The organism is Campylobacter sp., assembly GCF_030528245.1.
Classification (GTDB): domain Bacteria; phylum Campylobacterota; class Campylobacteria; order Campylobacterales; family Campylobacteraceae; genus Campylobacter_D.
In genome coordinates, this window is record NZ_JAUMZG010000032.1 from 1 (window position 1) to 15,289 (window position 15,289).

Here is a 15,289-nt window from a genome sequence, read left to right on the forward strand (position 1 = left end):
CAAATTTTTATAGCCCCGCATCAGCGCCTCGCCCATTTTGTAGGAAAGAAATTCCCTAATCCGCATCGCCTCCTCATAGTCATCGTAAAGCTCAAGCGGCAGGGGCTCGCTCTTGTGGCCGTATTTGATTTTCTCTTGGATGATTTTCTGCTCCTCTTGATGGGCGATTTTGATGCTCATCAAAATGTATGGCAGCTTCACATAGCCCCAGAACGACTTGGAATTTCTTATCATCGCAAGGCCTAGCTTGTAGGCTAGGTGGTTACTCACCCTAGCCGGTGCGCCAAGCAGTGCCTTCTCGCTAGACTCGGCGAACGCATCCTTAAAACGCTCAAAAAATTTCAAGGCTTTTTCCAGCTCCTCGCCTTTTAATGGCGTGCTTTGCAAATCCCTCTCAAGCTGGGGCTCAAAATGGGGCAAGATCCAGTTTTCAAGCCCTAAATTTGTAATGTTTAGCGCCAAAAAGGGCTTTCTGATCCGCACGCCCTCAAGCATGAAGAGCCGATGAGGCAGGTAGTGCGTCCCCATACCCTGCGGCGCGGTGGCAAAAAGGCCAAGATGCTTATTGTTAAGCGCGGTCTCCCAGATGCCCAAAAAAAGCTTCATCACAGGTGAGCGTCCCGCTAGGCAGGCGTCATTGACCCCTTCACCGCCTAAAATCACCGAAACCTCCATAGGCTCTAAAGCCTCAAGCCGCGCAAAATCACAAGGTCCCTCCAAGATCCCATCGGGGCGGAGATTGATGATAAAATCATACTTAAAGCCCTCCCTTGCCTCGTGCTCCTCTATCATCTGCAAAAGGCGGAATTTGCCATACCACATTTTTTGGCAGTTGGCGGGGGGCTGGAGCTTAAATTTCTCCACAAATTCCTCCTCGTTTTCCACCGAAAAGGCGACCAAATTTTTGATCTGGCGGACCTTGATGAGGCTCAGGCGCGTGGAGGTGGCTTGATGAAGCTTGGCGTGGGTTTGGGGGAAATTTTGATGGAAAGCGCCGTGGCTTTTGAGGCTATCAGGCACGGAGGCTATCAACTCAGGCTCGTTAGCAAAAAGGCGATGCACCCACCACGAGCTGCCCCCAAGCCCCATCCAGTGATACTCCCTATCCCAAGTGAAAAAGAAAACATCGGCCTCAAGGCCAAGGTCTGTGATGATTTTATTGAGAAGCTTGAGCCAGTTTTTGCCGCGCAAGGCGCCCGAGATGGCTAGGGCGATGCGCTTTTTGTGCCGCAAATGGCCACCTTTGAAGACATTATTTTTAAAGGCGTGCTCAAATTTATCCATATAAAGCCGGCCCATGAGCGTGCCATCAAAGTCATTATGTAGGCTCACAAGCACAGGCCAAGAGGCGTAGCTGAAAAAGTCCGGGTCGTTGAGGAGAAAATAATCCACAGCGGCCTTGATGAAAAAGCTCTTCGCTCGAGGAGAGCTTTGCGGGAGGAAGTGGTGCAGGGCCTCGCAAGCCTCCTTGGAGCCTAGGGAATTCTCACGCAAGCGGCTCATAAACTCATAGGACGCTTGGATGTGGGCGCTGAGGCGGGAATTTTTACCCCCCAAAAAGTCCTCCAAGTCCTGCCCCTGCGCGGCCTCAAATTTCTGCGGATGCCTTTGTAAAACCGCAAGGGCCCTCTCAAGCTGCGCACTCTCGCAGTAAAAAGAAAAAGCCTCCCTAGCAAAGCCCTTTTGCTCCTCAAAAAAGCCATCCACCGCCTCAAAGTCCCACAGCTCAAAGGCGCGATCGAGTCTAGCGTTTAGCATTTGCGCGTTCATCGTCTCTCCTTGAAATTTTTCTTAATCAAAGGGATGTCAATAAAAATAAGCTTGATGTAACCCCCCTTAAACCAAGCCTTGTGCGCGCGTATCAGTGCCCGCCCGAGCTCGACGCTTAGGGTCTCGGCCTCGTTGTAAAATTTACAGTAGACATCCTCATCGCGTAGGCGCTGCGTTTCTTTGGCGTGCTGCTCCCTAAGGTAGGAAAGCACATAAGGCATGCGGATGTAGCCGAGCAAGGACTTGGAATTTTCTATCATCGCACGGCCCAGGGTGTAGGCTAGGGAGTGGCGCTTGTAGATGTCGATATTTTGCGGGGTGGGCTGGGAGTCTTGCGCCGGGCTAAAGGCCGCGCCAAATGCATGCATCAGGGGCTCTCTAAAGCCCGGATGGTAGGCGTTGGCGATGCTTTTTTCATCGTAAAAGGCTAGATAAATTTCAAAGGCGAATCGGGTGAGGTGATGGTATTTGGCGCTCAAAAAATAGCGGCTGAAGATGTGGAAAGGGAAGGTCGGGTTAAAGCCCGGATACTCCAGCATCAAGGTCAGCAAATCCTGCCTATTCTCAGGGCTAAGTCCGCCAAGCAGGGCCTCAGCCTCCTCAAAAAGACCCCGCTCCAAAAGCAGATCGATGCGGAAAAGCTGGGTGGAGTCGTTGGGCCAGATTTCAAAGGAGCGCTCCAAATAAGCATGCCTCATCTCAAAGGGCAAATTCAAGTCCTTGGCCAAAAGGTAGAGGAAAAAGTAGCAAAAGCCAGCCTGACGCGGATGCACGCCCTCTATGTCGATGAATTTCACCATCAATTCATAGCTTTGCGCGACGGAGTAGTGCTCTGGCAGGGCGATGAGCTCGTTATGGCCGATGTAGCAAGCAAAGCGCGCAAAGCCCGTGGTCCAGGAGCAGTAAATTCTCTTAGCCTTACTCATCAAATACACATCAAAAAGCAGATCCTCCCAGCCCTTAAGATCGCTAGGCTTGAACTCTGTGGCGGTGAAAATTTTACCCTCGTAGTTTGGATTGAGCCTTGTAAGATAGCTCTTGATGGCATCGCACACGGGAAAATCATCCGAAAAAAGCACGACTCGGTGGCCCTTTTTAAGCTCATCTAAAGCCACCGCGACATTGAGCGGGTAGGGTGAGACCTTATAGCGGCAGTGCCACCAAGTCTTGACATAGTAGTCCTTGTAGAGGGTTTCTCCGCTTCGTATGTGAAGGGCGACAAAGTCCCCCAGACCCCTCTCATCCACCAGCCTAAACACCGCCCTCGCCTCAGGGCTAAAGTCCATGGAGGCGAAGATGGAGGCTAGGCTCTTTCGGTAGTGCGCCCGGCTCACATCCTTAAACCACACATCCAAATCCCCCTGCGTCATATACCAGCCCCAGTCGTGCTCAAAGGGGGGGGTGAGTAAATTTTTGATGCTTTTTTGGTAGTGGCGCTCGAGGACGGGGATGAGGTAGTTGCTAGGAAGCTCGGGGCGCTGGTAACGGCGGATGAAGTCCTCAGAAAAAAGCTCGCTCATCTTGGGTAAATTCGCCATAGGGCTTTTGACCGCTCCGCCCTCTAACTGCTCCTCCCAGCAATCCGGCCACACAAAGCCCCACTCAAGTCCAAGCTCCTGCGCGACAAAGATCGCATTCAAAAGCGCCCTCATCTTCTCGCCAAAGCCATCATCGCGGCCGCCGATTATTATTGGTTTTTTCATGATTTTCTCCCGATTCTTTTTTTGTGCAGCCTTATGATTTGACGGGGCAAAACGAAGGGACAAAAAAGCTTGTATTTTTTCGCTGAATTGATCAAAAGAGCGCCCAGTTGATAGGAAAAGAAATTCTGTATCCGCAAAGCCTCCTCATAGTCATCATAATACTCAAGCGGCTGTTTGATGGAGCTTTGACGCATGCGCGCCTCCTCCCTGTGCGCTAGGATGAGGGCGGGGAGCAAAAATAGGAGCTTGAGAACCCCCAAAGGACTCTTGGCGTTTTTCACAAGCGCGTTGCCAAGCTTATAGCAAAGATGCGCACAGACCCTATCTACAGCGCCCAGACTCATTTTGCGCTCCCTAGCATCATAAAGCGCCCTGACCGTGTGAGTCGAGCGCATGATGCTCCAGTCAAATTTGTAAGAATTTTTCTCCCTAGCCTGACCCGACTCGAAAAATCTCTTCGCAACGATCCTATTTTTTGTCTGGCTGTATGGATCATCCAACGCGAAGGGGATGGAGCCTACAAGCTCTACGAAATTTTTATCCGCGCCACAAACCAGATAGCGCAAGTAAAACTGCGTGAGGGAAAAATCACAAAGCAAGCGCGCATAATCCTCATCCTTGAGAAAAAATTCCACAAAGCCCAAAAGCGCCTCGAGATAATCCCCATAATGAAAGTGCCTAAGCGCCGCGGCTTCTTCCTCGCAAGAAAGCGGCACGATGCCCCCCTCGCGCGCCTCATAGCCTAAAACCTGCCCCTCTAGGGCGCGGCAGAAAAATTCCACAAAATAGCGGCTTTGATGAAAGTCGCTCAGGGCAAAAAAACTCGGGCATCCTTGGGGGTGGAGCTCACTTTTGTGGAGGTAAAAAGCCCCGCAAAAGTGCTCTGCTAGTCTTGCGTTTTTTTGAATTTCCCGCGCGATGTAGTCTAAGGTCGTCCCTGTCCCGGCCACATCCACAAAGGCAAAATTAGCCCCCCCATCAAGCTCCTGGCTAAGATAGGCCCGCAAAAGGGCGATCTGTTCTAAATTTTGCTCCAAAAAGGGCTTCTTCCACGCCGCGCGTGAGCCATAAATATAGCGCGTCTGTATGTCTAAGCCCTCTTTTTGGATGATTTTTTCACTGATTTTTTGCAGGACATAACCATCCCTAGCGATGAAATAAAGGCACTCTATCCCCCTTCTTTGGCATTGATTGAGCACGTAATAAACATAGGGCAAAAAAAGTTGCGCGCCAAAGCAAGCGCCCAGCTCCTCCAAGGCACTGAGCCCATTTTGCACCCTGAAAATTCTAGCCTTGCCTAGCCATTTTTGGATGCTAAGGGAGTCGCAAGATCCAAGCGCGTAACGCTCATAATCAAGAAGGTCGTTGTGGAAGTGATGGAAGCGGATGCCGAGCTTTTTAGCCTCAAGGCAGTCGATTTCAAAATTGTCCCCAAAATGCAGCCAGCGATTGGCCTGAATTTGCCGCTTTCTGAGTATCATTTTGAAGAGGGCGCCGTTGTTTTTTTTCTTTCTATACTCGCAAGAAACATAAATAAAAATCCCCTCAAACACGCTAGAAAAGGGCAACAAAAAGCTACGAATGATCTTTGCATCCAAATACATATCAGAAATCAAAACGACCTCCCTGCCCTCACGCACGAGGTGCTCGATGAGGGCGATGTTGTCCTCGATGGGGAGTAAGTTCTCCCTCTCTGTTTCCACCTCCATGTCCATGAGAGCCTGTTTTTGCGTGGCACTGAGTGAAAAATTCTGCGCGATTAGGGCGTAAATTTCCTCAAGGCGCACATCCATGAAGTCATTCTTGCAGACATTTTTGTAAAAATACTGCTCGCTCTGCATCCGGATGCTTTCAAAATTTTCTATCAAATCCCGCGGCAAATCCCAAGTCCCAATGCGCTCTTTCACAAGCTTAAAAATAGCCCTGGGCTCTGCAAATTTTCGCATGATGAGGGTATCAAAAACATCAAAGGAGTAAAGCTCGTAGCGCCCCTGTTGGACGCGGTAAAGGTAGGGTTGGGCTGAAAGCTCCTTTTGGATGATGCGGATGAAATTTTTTTCATAAATTTCGTAGGTTGAGCTTTGCAAATAAGCCTCCCGCGCCCTGCGCCCCATCGCATCAAGCCTCCCCCTCCCCTCAAAAAGCCGCACAAAGGCCTCCTTCAGTGCATCCGCGCAGCCCGTTTTGACGCAAAGCCCCCTTTCCTCACCCCCGCTCAAAAGATATTTCGCGCCGATATTCTCGCTCAAAATCAACGCCCTAGCCATCATCGCCCCCTCCAAGGCGACCAAGGAGCAGCTTTCATCGCGGCTTGGCACGACCACGACATCGCTATCTTTTAGGAGTTTGTGGATGCTTTTTTTCTCGCGCAGCTCACCGTGATAAAAGATATTAGGATGCTCCTTGATGCGCCTTAAAAGCCCCGGGTAAAAATGCGCCGCGCCCTCCCACAAACGCCCCGCAAAATGCAGCTCACACTGCGCTCGTATCGCCTCTGGCAAGGCAATGAAGGCCTCGACTAAAACATCATAGCCCTTGCGCTCCTCTATCGTGCCAAGGGCTAGGAATTTCAGCCTTTGCGCGCCTTTTTGCGGCTTATCAGCGATGAAGCAGCCCTCCGCCTCAAAAACATCATCGACATAATTGTGTAGCACCTCGACATTGGGATTATAATTTTTGACGATAAAATCCCTTGCATACTCGCTCACAACATAAATTTTCCTAGCCGCTTCAAGGGCGGTTTTTCTCTGGGGTATCCAAAAAAATGAGGGCAAATTCTCCGCCTCCCTCACATACCACACCACGGGCAAAAAGTCCTTGATGAACTCCACCGCCTTATAAACGACCACAGTGTTAGCGACCACGAGGTTGTATTTGAAAATCCTACGCTCCACCCACTCTCTGTCAAGCTCATTCTCCCCGATGCACTCAGTCAAAATCCCCAGAGCGTCCAGCTCCTCGATGAAGGGGCCAAATTCATAGCTCCACACATCCACAGCAAAGCCGTTATTAAGGAGGGTTTGACACATGCGCTTGAAGCTATTGAGCGCGCCGGTGTATTCGAGCTCTGGGGTGATGAGGAGTATTTTAAATTCACGCATTTTTCATACTTTCTAAATATTCAAATTTATCTTTTTTGCTAGCCCTCCACTTGCCAACAGGCCCCCACTCGCTGACCTTGCAATAGCGGCAAAAGGGGATGGGCCGAGCCAGAAAGGACAAAATTTCCTGATAGTCCCTAGCCTCATAGATGCTGATGCTATCCAAGTCGCAGGTCTCAAATTCCTGCCCGTATTTTGCATTGTAATGCTCGATATGCGCGGGCAGGGTGCAGGTGAAAAGCCGCCCGTTTTTAAGCTGCACGCAGTGATTGGCCATCGAGCAGTGGATGAAAGAATGATAATTATCGCACTTTCCTTTTGGATCAAGGGTGAATTTCCACGAGGTTTTTTCCACCTCGCCCTCGTTAAAAAAGATGAGCGGCACATCGTTAGCCTCACACAGGGCGCGGATCTTGTCCCAGTCGATTTTCAGAGGGTATTTTGTGGGGCGGATTTGCACGCCATTTTCCCGTGCGCTTTGCCAAAAAGCCGCATCTTGTTTTTCAAGCAAAAGCCCGTTCGTTACCAGCCAAATTTCGCTTCTTGGAAAATACCTGCGCGCGAGGGCGAAAAATTCCGCGCATCTTGGGTTTAGCAGGGGCTCACCCCCCATCAGTCGCAGCACCCCAACCCAGCCGCCTGATATGCTAGCTAGCTGACGGAGGTCCCTTTCAAGGGCGGCTGGGTCCGTGAGAGACTCGGCGGCGATTTGAGAAAAATGATTACAGCCAAAGCAATTAAGATTACACGCCTCGGCTAGATGAATTTCCACAAGCTCCAAAAAGGCCATTGGGGTGATTTTACGCAGATGAAAGTCAAGGGTATGACGCACTGTGGTTTTGGTTTGGGTGAGTTCGGCCTGGGTTTGGGTGAGCTGCCTGTCGTATCTTTCGTGGTGCTTTAAATTTTTGACGAGGGATAGCCACCATTTTTTAAAATTCGCTAACTTCACGCTAAAACCTCATAATTTAAGCACTCCGCCCACCTCAAATCCCTGCCTCGATCGATCACTGTGGCATGCCCCACGATGGAAAGGAGAGGGATGTCGCTCACGCAGTCGCTGTAGGCATAGGAGCGCGACAAATCATAGGCGTGCAAGGGGAGGCGGTCGGCTAGCTTGTAAAGCTTGCGCTCACACATCGTGTGGATGCCCTCTATGTCGCCCGTTAGCCTTTGCTCGCGCGTTTGAAGCTCCACGGCTATGACATGAGGGATCTTGTAAAGCTTGGCGAATTCTTTGATGTAAAGCTCAAGGCCCCCCGAAACGATGGCCACCGTGTGCCCTGCGTCCTGATGGTAGAAGAGCCTTTGCATGATCTTGTGATTGAGCCCGGGTAAAATTTCATCAAACAAAAACTCCCTTGCCAAGTCCTGCGCGAGGCTAAGCTCTAAGTCGATGAGCTCCTCAAAGCGCGGGTAGGCTAAATTTTTCTCTTGATATCTTTTCCTGCGGGCGAGATTTTCTCGGGGCGAAAAGCTTGCGTTGTGCGCGGCGGCAAGGGGCAGGAATCGGCTTAGGGTCTGGAAGGTCGTGATGGTTTCGCAAAAGTCAAAAAGGGCTAAAATTTCTTTCATCATCGCTCCTTGAAAATTTCCCTCAGGGCGTGGAGGATTTTTTCATTTTCCTCCTGCGTCCTGCTAGCTAGGCGCACAAACTCGCCCTCCAAGCCGATTTTATCCTTGCAGGTGCGGGTGTAAATGCCGTATTTTATCAGCATCTTGGCTACAAAGTCCTCAGCCCTGCTCCCATCCAAAAGCTCCACGAGGGCGAAATTTGCCAGACTGGGGTAAATTTTAAGCCCCTCGATTTCGCGCAGTTTGGTGAAGAAAATCTGCGTTTGCTGGATGTATTTTTTGCGCGTTTGCTCGTATTCTTTAAAGAATTTTTCTTGGGCGTAGGTGCGCAAAAAATACTCCGCCAGTCCGTTGGAATTCCAAAGATAGCCGTTTTCAAGTAGGGCATCAACCCTCTCCTCGCTCATGATGGCATAGCCCACCCTGATACCAGCGACGCCAAAGTCCTTGGACATGCTTTTGATGAGGATGCAGTTGGGAAATTTTTTGAAAAATTCCTCCGCTTTGATGAGGCTTAAATTTTCATCCTCGTAGGCAAAATGCATGAAGGAGATGTCTAGGATGATGTTTTCTACGAAAGAAAGGGCGCTTAGGAGATATTCAAGCCTAGCAGTGCAAAGATAGCCACCATCTGGGTTGTTGGGATTGATGAGAACCACAGTTTGCGGCCTTTGCGCCCTCACATAGCGGAGGTAATCCTCCACATCCAGGGCGAAATTTTCCTCCTTTTTCAAGGGATAAAAAAGCACCTCCGTGGTGGCAAATTCATAGTAAGATGAAAAGGTCGGGATGCACACCAGGACGCGTCCGCGCACGAAGCGATGCATCACGGCCTGGATAACCTCAATGGCGCCGTTGGCGATGAAGATATTTCGTGCTCCAATGCCGATAAAATCGCTCATGCTCTGGGCTATGATCCTATTTTGTGAGGGGTAGAATTCCAAAAGATCTCGCAGTCTCCCACCCCCAATCAACTCCTCCTCAACATAGCGCAAAAACAAGGCCGTCGCGTAGGGGTTGGAGAGAAAGCACGCATCCACGCTGATTTTAAGCTCCGGCACTTGCTGGGCTAGGGTAAAAATGCTAGGACTATGGCTGCCCGCCTCGTCCTTGAGTTTTTTAATCTTACAAGCGATGCTAAATTCATGCTCGTTTAGCTTTATCATCATCCATTTCCTAAAAATCAAGGCGAAAATTCCAATCGCCACATTCACATTAAGCAAGGCCAAAACCCCCTCGCTCTGTGAATTCCCCCATGTTTTTAGCAAGCACCCTCATCTGCTCCCGCGTGCCTATGCTGATGCGGCAATGCTCAGGGATGATGTGGGAGTAATTGCGCACAAAAATGGCCCTTTTTTCTAAAAATTCCACGGCTTGCGCCCCCATCTTTACCAAAACAAAATTCGCTACGGACACATGGGTTACCCCCCCCCCCCCCCCCGCATTGATGCGAGAAGTCGCACAAATTCAGCCCGCGCCGCCCTCACCTCACTCACATAAGTCTCGGTGTAGGCTAGATCTTCTAAAGCCGCCTGCGCCGCCACTTGAGAGAGCAGGGGCACGCTTTTTGGGTTTCTTAGTTTATTGAGTGTGGCGATGTTTTCGGGATGAGAAATGACATAGCCTATACGAAAGCTAGCCAGGGCAAAGGCCTTAGAAAAGGTGCGCGTGATGATTAAATTCGGGCAGGTCGCGCAAAGATGCGCTAGGCTTTGCCCGTAGAATTCAAAATAGGCCTCATCGATGAGAAAGATCACGCCAGCATGGCCCCGCACTAACGCCTCTAGGCTCTGGGGTGGGTAGGCCTTGCCGGTGGGGTTGTTGGGGTTGCAGAGGTAGAGGAGCTTGATTTTCCCCTCTTTCAAAAAGACATTCAGCGCCTCAAAATCAAGCTCAAAGTCCGCATCCAGCTCAAAGGAGAGGGTTTTAAGCCCTACACCCTGCGCCCGGGCTCTAAAATGATCATAGGTCGGCGAGATGATGCCGATGACTTCATCCCGCTCTAAAAAGGTATCGATGATGCCCTCATGCGCAGCATCCGATCCCGCAAAAAGCTCGATAAAATCGGCACTCTCCTGCTGGGCGTAGGCGGCTAGGGCCTTGAGTAAATTTTTATTTTTCGTGTTAGGATACCACTCAAGCCTACCCCCCTTCACGGCCGCGCTCACCCTGGGCGAGGGGGGGATGGTCGCTTCGTTCCAGTCGAGCTTTAGCACATCCGCATCGTCCTTGAGATCCCAAATTTTATGGGGCAAAGAAAGGTAGGGCCTGAGTTTTTGATTATGACTAGCGGCCCTCATACCCTAGCCTTTTGAGTTTCCATAATTTTCCAAGCTCCAGATCCCAATCCCTGCCATCGTTTGAAATGACAAGCTCCGAGGCCGCTCCGTGCGTGAAGGTCAGCTCACCCACATAAATTTTCTCCCCGTCCTGATACAAATCCACCCGCACATAGTCAAAGGGCTGGGCGAGCTTGAGAGAAAGCGCCATCATCGCATCAAGGCTCTGGGGCCTGGCGGGGAATTTTTTCACCGCGGCGTTGTCGTAGATGAAATTAAAGGGCGCTAGCTCCCAAGAGGCCGTCAGCATCGCTCTTTGGTAGTCTGCAAAGCGGTCGGTGGTCACTTGGATGAAGTTGTTTTGCCAATTTTGCTGGTCAAAAATGTGGAATTTATAGGTGTCCAAAATCTTGCCGCCCTCATCGCGCAAAAGCTCCTCGGCAAAAATTCTAGGCTCAATAGCATCATAATGCCACTCCCTGAAAATGGGATAGTAGTTTGTTTTTAAGTGATTTTTAAGCTTCTCTAGCGCCGCGGAGAATTTCTCGCTCTCGCGCAGGAATTTTTGCTTATCCTCCACGATGACATAGCCCCCGCAGTCGTGATTGGTCTTTAGCACGAAGCTCTCAGGCAGGGTGGAGAAGTCGATATCGCAAACGCGGCGGTAAATTCCATAAAGCTTAGGCAGGTGGGCGCAGTCGTTCGTGCGGAACAGAGCCTGTCCTAAGGCATCCACACTTTTATGCCATAAAGAATCCTTAGCAAAGAGCTCCCAGCCCCAGTCGCAAAGGGTGGAGGCGACGAAGAGCCGCATTTTGAGCTTATCAGCTAGGAAGGTGTAAAGCGGACTCCTATCATAAAGCATACGATGGACAAGCTTTTCGTTGAAGCTTTGGGGATGCTTAAAGTCCCCCTTGCGCCCGAAGATGTCCTCAAATCTTCGCGTCCAAAATTCCTCATCGCTAAGCCCGCACAAACTAGCATCCGCGGCGGCATGGAGGGCATTTTTGTGCGCGCGGTGAATCTTGCGGGCGCGAAAAGGGAAGGTGAGGGGATTTTTAAGTAGGGCCTGGCCGAATTTAAATTTGAGGTGGTTTTGAAAGCGCAGGCCCTCCTCATAGTCCTCATAATCTTTTAGAGCCGGAGGGGTAAGCTGGGGATCGATGCGCACGAGTGCCCTCCTCACGCGCTGCTCAAAACGAAAGGCACAAATTTGACGCGCCAAGCGCAAAGGCAGACTCAGGGCGGCCTTGGGGCTGCGCGTTTTGAAAAGCTCCTCGCCCAAGCGGTAGCTTAGCATACTTTGCACGCGCAAAACGGCGCCGCGTCTGGGCGCTCTGGGCGAGTAAGTGCGCTCCCAGTAGGCCTCATAGTCCTCTGTGATTTGGTAAATTTCTTCAAGCTGATCGGGGGCGTAGAGGCTTTCTTGGAGCTCGCCTGCGGCGATGATCTTGGCAAAGTCCTGCGCGAAACGGCGGAGGAAATTTTTGCGGTGCTGGGGCGCGATGCGCTTTAGGGTGAAGACATAATTACCATAGCGATGATAGGCGCAGATGGGGGCTAGCTTCTCTTCAAATTCAGGATGCCCTGCGAGGAATGCGCGGATGAAGTCATACTCATCAGCGACGGCAAAGACCTTTTCTTTGGAGGCTACGGAGGAGTTTGGGTTGTCGCGCCTTAGCATGTAAAAGGCCTTGGGGATGAAGGCGATCTTTTGCGCGTGAGCAAAGAGCTGGAAAAAGAGGCCATTGTCCTGATAGGAGGCGCCGGGGGAGGGGTTGGCGGCGATTTGGTTTATTCGGAATAAACCCAATCGGTATATACCGATTTGGTTTATTCCGTTGGTGAAGAAGAGCTTTAAATTTTCCAGGGGCCGGTGGACCCCCTCATAAAGCGCGTCAAAATGACTCACCTTGTTGTAGCTTGTTTTTTCCTTCGTAAAAATATAAAAATCACTTTTGACGATGTCGCAGTCGTCTTTTTTCGCCCGCGCGTAAAGCTCCTCATACATGGTCTTTTTGATGTAGTCATCGCTCTCTACGATGCCCACATACTCGCCTTGTGCGGCCGCGATGCCAAGGTTGATTTGATGCCCGTAGCTTTTTTTATCGCTGAGGATGAGACGGATGCGGGGATCTTGCTGGGCGTAGGTCTGGATGAGCTCTAGGGTGCCGTCTGTGGAGGCAGCGTCGATGCAGAGGATCTCGATCTCTTTGAGGCTTTGATGCATCACGCTTTTGATGCACTCATCGTAGTAGTCTATGGAATTCAAAGAGGGGATGAGGATGGAAATTTTGATGTTTTTCATGAAGATGCTCCTAGTTCTTCTTCGGTGTAGGCGAGGGCGGACTTTACCACATCTTGCATATCAAAATACTTATACGCGCCCAATCTGCCCTTGAAAACGACATTTTTCTCCCGCTGCGCCAGGGCCTGATAGCGGGCGTAGAGTTCTTGATTTTTCACGTCATTGATGGGGTAGTAGGGCTCTATTTCCCTGTGATGGCTCACGGGATACTCGCGCGAGATGATGGTCCTCTCCCCTGTGCCAAATTCAAAATGCTTATGCTCGATGATGCGTGTGTAGGGCGTCTCTTCATCGGTGAAATTCACCACGGCCACGCCTTGAAAATTCGCCACATCCAAGCATTCGTGCTCAAATTTCAAACTCCTATACTCAAGCGCGCCAAGCTCGTAATCAAAAAAGCTATCGATCGTGCCCGTGAAGATGATTTTTTTAGCCTTTTGGCCAAGCTCTGCCCTGTGCTTTAAAAAGTCCGTATCCAGTAAAACTTCACAGCCCTCCAAAAGCTGCTCGAAAATCCGCGTGTAGCCCCCCTTGGGTATGCCCTGGTAGGGGTCGTTGAAGTAGTTATTATCGTAAGTGAAGCGCACGGGGATGCGGCGGATGATGGACTTTGGCAGATCCTTGCAGGCCCTGCCCCACTGCTTTTGCGTGTAGCCCTTGATGAATTTTTCATAAATGTCCGTGCCGACTAGGGAGATGGCCTGCTCTTCTAAATTTGAGGGCTCTTTTTGCAGATGCTTTTTCTGCGCCTCGATGATGCTTTGCGCCTGCTGTGGCGTGGTGATGCCCCAGAGCTTTGAGAAGGTGTTCATGTTGAAGGGGAGGTTGTAAATTTCGCCCTTGTAGTTGGCTAGGGGGGAGTTGATGAAGCGGTTGAATTCGCAAAACTGCTGCATATAGTCCCAAATTTTTTTATCATCCGTGCGGAAGATGTGCGCGCCGTAATAATGCACATTGATGCCCTCCTCGCGCAGGGTGTAGCAATTACCCCCGATGTGGCCCCTGCGCTCGACGACAAGGCAGGATTTGCCCCTCTTTCTCGCCTCATGCGCAAAAATGCTGCCAAACAAGCCGCTTCCTACAATCAAATAGTCGTATTTCATCATCCACCCTTGTCCGCAAAAGTATCGGCGGAAAAAACCTTGTGGCGAAAGTCCTCAAGCGCCGCATCCAAGCGATTGGCCACGATCAGATCGCAAGAGCGCGCGAAGGCGTCAAAATCCCGCTCCACAGCCACGCCCTCAAAATCATCCCCCTCAAGCAAGGGCTCGTAAATGCAAAGCTGCAAATTTTCGTCCCTCAAGCCCTCAAGCAAATCAAGCATGGCTGAATTTCTAAAATTATCCGAGTCCTTCTTCATCACAAGCCTGTAAATTCCAATCTTTTTCGCCCCCCGCTCCTTGATGTGGGTGATGATGAAGGCCTTTCGGGTGGCATTGCTCTCAATGATGGCCTGCATCAATTCGCTGGGGATGCCCTTGAAATTCGCAAAGAGCTGCTTGGTGTCCTTGGGGAGGCAATAGCCCCCGTAGCCAAAGCTTGGGTTGTTGTAATGATCGCCGATTCTAGCATCGGCACTCACGGCCTTTATGATCTTAAAAGCGTCCAAATTTTTAGCCAAAGTGTAGGAGTGCAGCTCGTTGAAAAAAGCAACCCGCATCGCTAGGTAGGTGTTGGAAAAAAGCTTGACCGCCTCGGCCTCATCCGGGCTCATCAAAAACACGGGCACCTCTTTGCTCTCCAAGCACTCGCAAAATAAATCCGCCACCCCTTTAGCCGCATCAAGGGGGCCACCGACGACCACGCGGCTAGGATGGAGGCTATCATAAAGCGCCCTGCCCTCGCGCAAAAATTCCGGGCAGAAGAGGATATTAAGGGGGTGGAATTTCTCCCGCGCGCCCTGGGTGTAGCCGATGGGGAGGGTGCTTTTGATGATGACTGTGGCCCCTGCGTTGAGACTCTTGACGCGGGATAAGATGCCATCGATGCTCGCGGTATCAAAGGCGGATAAATTCTCGTCGTAGTTGGTGTTGATGGCGATGATGATGGCGTCGCTGTTTTGGTAAGCCTCGCTAGCGTCCTGCGTGGCGCGGAGTGCGTCTTTGTGGCTAGCAAAAAAGCGCTCGATCAGGTCGTCCTTGATGGGGGAGGAGCTGCCATTGATGCTAGCGACCCTAGCCGCATCGATGTCGTGCAAAATGAGCTCGTGCCTTTGGGAGAGGAGTATGGCGTTAGAAATCCCAACATAACCGATTCCGACTACAGTTATTTTCAAAAAAGTCCTTAATGTGCGAAGAATTAAAAAGCGCCATTGTAACAAAAAAACAAGATGATTTGGGGTGCAAATTCGCTCATTTTAGCCCACGACTCGATCAAAATTGCAACAACTGAGCAACAACTGGGCTATAATGTCAAGAAATAAGGTCGTGCATGCAAACCCTCACTGAAATTTACGCCGCGAAAGTCGAAGTCAAAAAGTCCACCTTCATCGCCACGCTCTGCCCCTTTAGCGCCTTTAAAAGCTTAAAAGGCTGAAAATAGAACACCCCAAGG

The 15,289-nt window shown here is 50.6% G+C and carries 10 protein-coding genes and 1 pseudogene; all 11 read right to left on the minus strand.

Annotated features, from left to right (window positions below):
• Positions 1-1,770: pseudogene (locus Q4A73_RS06045) on the minus strand (hypothetical protein); the annotation flags it as partial.
• A complete protein-coding gene (locus Q4A73_RS06050) occupies positions 1,767-3,473 on the minus strand; it encodes a hypothetical protein (RefSeq protein WP_303206557.1) in 1,707 nt (568 codons plus the stop codon). The pseudogene Q4A73_RS06045 and the gene Q4A73_RS06050, both read right to left, overlap by 4 nt.
• Positions 3,470-6,574 carry a glycosyltransferase gene (locus tag Q4A73_RS06055; protein WP_303206558.1) on the minus strand — a complete coding sequence of 1,035 codons (3,105 nt, stop codon included), beginning with the start codon at positions 6,572-6,574 and terminating at the stop codon, positions 3,470-3,472. The genes Q4A73_RS06050 and Q4A73_RS06055 overlap by 4 nt, the downstream gene beginning before the upstream one ends.
• Entirely contained in the window at positions 6,567-7,526 is a 960-nt protein-coding gene (locus Q4A73_RS06060; protein ID WP_303206559.1) for a radical SAM protein, read from the minus strand. Before Q4A73_RS06060 ends, Q4A73_RS06055 begins: the two co-directional genes overlap by 8 nt.
• Complete coding sequence (locus tag Q4A73_RS06065; protein WP_303206560.1) at positions 7,523-8,149, minus strand: HAD-IB family hydrolase; 627 nt, start codon at positions 8,147-8,149, stop codon at positions 7,523-7,525. Before Q4A73_RS06065 ends, Q4A73_RS06060 begins: the two co-directional genes overlap by 4 nt.
• Positions 8,149-9,417, minus strand: a complete 1,269-nt coding sequence (locus tag Q4A73_RS06070) for a histidinol-phosphate transaminase (protein WP_303206561.1) — start codon at positions 9,415-9,417, stop codon at positions 8,149-8,151. The genes Q4A73_RS06065 and Q4A73_RS06070 overlap by 1 nt, the downstream gene beginning before the upstream one ends.
• Positions 9,365-9,565 carry a hypothetical protein gene (locus Q4A73_RS06075; protein ID WP_303206562.1) on the minus strand — a complete coding sequence of 67 codons (201 nt, stop codon included), beginning with the start codon at positions 9,563-9,565 and terminating at the stop codon, positions 9,365-9,367. Before Q4A73_RS06075 ends, Q4A73_RS06070 begins: the two co-directional genes overlap by 53 nt.
• A gap of 5 nt (positions 9,566-9,570) precedes the next feature.
• On the minus strand, positions 9,571-10,449 hold the full coding sequence (locus tag Q4A73_RS06080; protein ID WP_303206563.1) for a histidinol-phosphate transaminase: 879 nt from the start codon (positions 10,447-10,449) through the stop codon (positions 9,571-9,573).
• Entirely contained in the window at positions 10,436-12,736 is a 2,301-nt protein-coding gene (locus Q4A73_RS06085) for an ATP-grasp fold amidoligase family protein (RefSeq protein WP_303206564.1), read from the minus strand. Before Q4A73_RS06085 ends, Q4A73_RS06080 begins: the two co-directional genes overlap by 14 nt.
• Entirely contained in the window at positions 12,733-13,839 is a 1,107-nt protein-coding gene (gene glf, locus Q4A73_RS06090; protein ID WP_303206565.1) for a UDP-galactopyranose mutase, read from the minus strand. The genes Q4A73_RS06085 and glf overlap by 4 nt, the downstream gene beginning before the upstream one ends.
• Positions 13,839-15,011 carry a nucleotide sugar dehydrogenase gene (locus Q4A73_RS06095; RefSeq protein WP_303206566.1) on the minus strand — a complete coding sequence of 391 codons (1,173 nt, stop codon included), beginning with the start codon at positions 15,009-15,011 and terminating at the stop codon, positions 13,839-13,841. Before Q4A73_RS06095 ends, glf begins: the two co-directional genes overlap by 1 nt.
• Positions 15,012-15,289: the final 278 nt, after the last annotated feature.

Coding starts and splice junctions, on each gene's coding strand:
- Q4A73_RS06050 (WP_303206557.1), bottom strand. CDS start 3,473: ATGAAAAAACCAATAATAATCGGCGGCCGCGATGATGGCTTTGGCGAG.
- Q4A73_RS06055 (WP_303206558.1), bottom strand. CDS start 6,574: ATGCGTGAATTTAAAATACTCCTCATCACCCCAGAGCTCGAATACACC.
- Q4A73_RS06065 (WP_303206560.1), bottom strand. CDS start 8,149: ATGAAAGAAATTTTAGCCCTTTTTGACTTTTGCGAAACCATCACGACC.
- Q4A73_RS06080 (WP_303206563.1), bottom strand. CDS start 10,449: ATGAGGGCCGCTAGTCATAATCAAAAACTCAGGCCCTACCTTTCTTTG.
- Q4A73_RS06085 (WP_303206564.1), bottom strand. CDS start 12,736: ATGAAAAACATCAAAATTTCCATCCTCATCCCCTCTTTGAATTCCATA.
- glf (WP_303206565.1), bottom strand. CDS start 13,839: ATGAAATACGACTATTTGATTGTAGGAAGCGGCTTGTTTGGCAGCATT.